Here is a 4,265-nt window from a genome sequence, read left to right on the forward strand (position 1 = left end):
ACCTTACAGGGTTGCCCAGGTGGGGCCACCTTACAGGGTTGCCCAGGTGGGGCCACCTTACAGGGTTGCCCAGGTGGTGAATGGGCAAGCTCAGAGGCTTGCCCCCACCCGATTCTGAATATTCCCCCCAGGACTAATTCTTGCATTACACTCTTATCGTTCCAATTTACCGGCTTGAATTATGGCTACTTTGTACGAACTCCATCCGGACACCCCTCAAAAACGCACCGTTGACCAGATCAAAAATGATCTCAAAGACGGGGCGGTGATGCTGTACCCCACGGATACCGTCTACGCGATCGGCTGCGATCTGAATGTCAAGTCTGCGGTTCAGCGGGTGAGACAGATCAAACAAATTTCAAATGATAAACCGCTGACGTTTTTGTGTTCGTCTTTGTCTAATATTTCGGATTATGCGATCGTCACTGATCCGGCTTACCGCACTATCAAGCGACTGATCCCGGGGAGTTATACGTTCTTACTTCCGGCGACAAAGTTGGTTCCTAAATTGGTGATGTCTCCGAAGCGAAAGACGACGGGCATTCGCGTCCCGGACAATGCCGTATGTCTGTCGATTATCGAGGCTCTTGGGAATCCGGTTATTTCCACTTCTGCCCACATTAAGGAAGAAGAGGAACCCTCGCCTTTGATTCCAGAAATTCCTGAAAAATACGACAAAATACAATTGTTTGATGCTTTGGAAAAGTTAGTCGATATCATCGTCGATGACGGCACGGATTTGGATTACCAGGTTTCGACCATCATCGATCTGACGTCGGACGACCCGGTGGCCCTGCGACGGGGGAAGGGGTGGGAGGCGATCGCGGATTGGATGCCGGAGGAATAGGGCGATCGGCTCGGCTCCGCGAGCCATAGATATTTCGTTACAAAATCTATGGCTACCATGAAAATTCATCAATAGATATTGACACGAAATCAAAAAAGGCGCTATAGTGGTAGCGTCAACTCAAGTTTGCAGGAGAATTGAAAAATGCACGGAAGAGGTGGACGTCGGCAAGGCGCGGGTCGCAAAGCCGCGTGGCAAACCGGGGAAACCCAGACCATCCGGGTTCCCGTCGCCCTCAAGGACGAATTGCTCGACATCGGCAAACATTTAGATCGGGGGGATGAGATTTACGACGGACGGACCTGCACGGAATTGCGGCAGTTGGTTCGGCGGTGGGAGATGAAATGCGAAGGGAACGAGGGGGAAGAATGGCAGTTGGTGCGCCAACTTTTGGATGAAATTAAAGACGTGCTCGACAGCCGGCCCGGGGGGAAAGGTCGGCACCGAAACGGCTTCGGGCGGGGAAACTGTCGTCGCGGTGCAGAATCGGGGAGAATGCGATCGCAGGTAATCGAGGAGTCGATGTCGGCGACTGAAACAAAACGCTGTTCAGATTGACCGTAATTATAGCGCCGTTCGCTGTATTGAGGTACACTTTTCATTGGAGCGAAAACCGCCATATCTCTCCTCTGTCACCCCAGGCAGAGGAGAGTCATTTGAGTTTGATGTAAACTTGGCGGAGCAGGGAATTTTTCTTGTGACGCACTTCTTTAATTTCAAAAATCCCCACGTTTCCGACTAATTCTCCCAATTTTTTACAGCCATAATTTCTGGCATCAAAATCCGAGGATAGCTTGTTGAGTTGAGAGCCAATGGCGGCCAAATAGGCCCATCCATCATCGCCGGCGACGGATTCATAAGCATTTTTGAGAAGCCGGATCAATTTTTTATTTTGCCCCAGATTTTTTAGGTTCGATGACTTCAATGGTTCTGAAACTTGCCGGTTTGAATTTTTATTTTGGGAATTGTCCGCGCTTTCACCCCCTTCATCTTCTTCGGCCAGGTCGAGAATATCGGTGTAAATAAATTTATTGCAGGCGGAAATAAAAGCGCCGGGGGTTTTCTGCTGTTCTCCGAAGCCATAAACCACCAGCCCAGCTTCTCGAATTCTGGAGGCCAGGCGGGTGAAGTCGCTGTCGCTGGAAACGATACAAAATCCGTCAAAGTTGCCGGTATAAAGTAAGTCCATCGCATCGATGATCAGCGCGCTGTCGGTGGCATTTTTTCCGGTGGTGTAGGAGAATTGTTGAATCGGTTGGATGGCGAATGCATTGAGCTTATTTTTCCAGCTCACAAGTTGTGTATTCGTCCAATCGCCGTAAATCCGCTTGACATTGGCAGTCCCATATTTTGCCACTTCTTTGAGCAACGAGCCAATGATTTTAGCACTGGCATTATCTGCGTCGATCAAAACAGCGAGTCTACAAACGCTCATGGTTTCAGAAAACTAGAATTGAACTCGGGTGGCTGTCGGTCTGTTGTTGCCCCAGACCTCGCCGCCGGGGCCGGAAAGCCACAACAACGGACGAGATTCGATCAACGCCACCCCAGCCAGCGCAAAATCGGGACGATCAAATAGTGAATGCCTCCCAAACACAAACCGATCGCGCATCCGAGCAAACCGACGAAGGCGATACCCAAGCGAAACTGCTGCCATTCCGCCTGCAGGCCGACGGTGGGAAATTGCAATACTTCCGGGGGCAGAAGGTTCGAGACGCCCAAACCCCAGAAAATGGCGGCGGTTCCGGCCGCGGCAGCGATGGCGTAAACCGGGCGGTGGCTGGCGAATCCCAGTCCCCAGGTGAGGATGCCGGTGGCGATGCCCACGCACAGCCACCCCACCCCCGCCAGTTCCCGAAATCCGGGGATGAAGGCGATCGCGGCGACGATGCGCCAGAGCGCGCCCCCGGCCACGTAGCCCAGGGCACCCGTCAAAGCCGCCCGTCCGTAGCGGCGGCGCTGGTCGAAGCCGCCCCCGTCCGTCAGCCCGAGGGCGGTGCCGAGGCCGGCCAGACCGAGGACGATCATCTCCGCGCCCAAATGGGCGGCGAGATTGGACAGGGGGAGGGGCAGATCTTCGGCGAGGGCCTCCGCCAGCAGTTCGCCGAGGGGGGACCAGTAGGCCAAAATCAGGCCGATCGCGGCCCCCACCATGCCGCCGGAGGCCGCCAGTCCCGTTTCCCAGGTGACTTCGACCGTCGCCCGTCCCAAGGCTGTGATCGCACTTCCGAGCCATTGCACTCCGGCCCACAGGGTGCGATCGACTTCGATCAGGCCGGTTTTGACCAGATCCAGGCACAGTTCCGAGAAAGACATCATCCGGCGGGGGTGTTTTTTCATCCGGGCGATGCGGAAGAGGTAGGCTTGGATGTCGGTGGCGGTTTGGGGGCGATCGCGGAATTCGTTGTGCACCATCCGATCGAGCAATTCGGCGAAGGCGGAACTGACGGAAACCCGGTGTCGCCACCGCAGTTCCCCGGTCATCGGATCTTCGAGTTCAGCGGGATAGGTGCCCGTCAGCAGGTGGATGCAGGTCCGCCCCAGGGCGTAAAAGTCCGCCGGGGGGCCCACCGCCGCGCCAACGATCTGTTCCGGGGGGCTGTAGCCCGGAGACACGAGGCGGGTGTTGCTTCTGGGGGTGCTTTCCCGGTCGCCGTGGGCGATCGCGCCGATCTGCTTGGCACCGCCGAAGTCGATCATCACCAACTGATTTTTGCCGATGTGGCGATCGTCGAAATACGCTTCGGAGGGCGATAGGTGCGCTGTCGCGGATCGTAGCATCAAATTGGAGGGTTTAATGTCCCGGTGCACGATCCCCCGCCGGTGCAGTTCCCGCAAAATGTCGAGGGCTTGGTGCAGCCATTGCGTCACCCACTCTTCCGGACAGCCCTGGGGGTGGCGTTCCAGGACTTCTTCGAGGGTGGGGCCGTGGATTTTTTCCATCACCAGGCAGGGGAGTTCCACCCGGTTGGCGTGGCGACGGCGGAGGAAAAAGTAGCCGTCGGGGGCGACCCGGGGGACGCCGGAATGGTGCAGGTGGGCGAGGACGGCGGCCTCCTGTTCAAACAGTTCCAGGGCCTTGGGGGAGGGTTCGACCAGGACTTTCAGGACTTTTTCGGATTGGGTTTTCGGGTCCCAGACGGTGTAGAGTTTGGAAAATCCCCCGCTTCCCAGGCAGCGGAGGGGGATGTAGCGGTGGTTGAGTTGCAGGGGCGCCCCGCAATTTTGGCAGAATTTGTTCCCCCAAAGCTGTCCGTCTGGCTTGGGGCAGTTGGGGTTGATACAGTGAATGGTGGATGATACCGGATGTTCCACGGCGACGACCTGTCAGGCCCGGATTGAATTAGGGGTCGAGAGAGATGTTACCATCTCCCCCTCCCATTCAGAACCGTGCATGAGACTTTCACCTCACACGGCT

The 4,265-nt window shown here is 56.1% G+C and carries 4 protein-coding genes; 2 read left to right on the forward strand and 2 right to left on the reverse strand.

From position 1 onward, the window contains the following. Positions 1-181 precede the first annotated feature (181 nt). Together AC0QHF_RS00415 and AC0QHF_RS00420 are read left to right on the forward strand one after the other, a co-directional pair. Positions 182-847 carry an L-threonylcarbamoyladenylate synthase gene (locus tag AC0QHF_RS00415; RefSeq protein ID WP_324702215.1) on the forward strand — a complete coding sequence of 222 codons (666 nt, stop codon included), beginning with the start codon at positions 182-184 and terminating at the stop codon, positions 845-847. A 144-nt stretch (positions 848-991) separates the two neighbouring features. Further along, entirely contained in the window at positions 992-1,405 is a 414-nt protein-coding gene (locus tag AC0QHF_RS00420; RefSeq protein WP_324702216.1) for a hypothetical protein, read from the forward strand. A 94-nt stretch (positions 1,406-1,499) separates the two neighbouring features. Here AC0QHF_RS00420 and AC0QHF_RS00425 read toward each other — a convergent pair whose 3' ends face one another. Together AC0QHF_RS00425 and AC0QHF_RS00430 are read right to left on the reverse strand one after the other, a co-directional pair. Next, complete coding sequence (locus tag AC0QHF_RS00425; protein WP_324702217.1) at positions 1,500-2,282, reverse strand: NYN domain-containing protein; 783 nt, start codon at positions 2,280-2,282, stop codon at positions 1,500-1,502. Positions 2,283-2,383: 101 nt separating this feature from the next. Continuing rightward, entirely contained in the window at positions 2,384-4,162 is a 1,779-nt protein-coding gene (locus tag AC0QHF_RS00430) for a serine/threonine protein kinase (protein WP_324702218.1), read from the reverse strand. Positions 4,163-4,265 lie beyond the last annotated feature (103 nt).

It is taken from the genome of Lyngbya sp. CCY1209 (genome assembly GCF_055795065.1).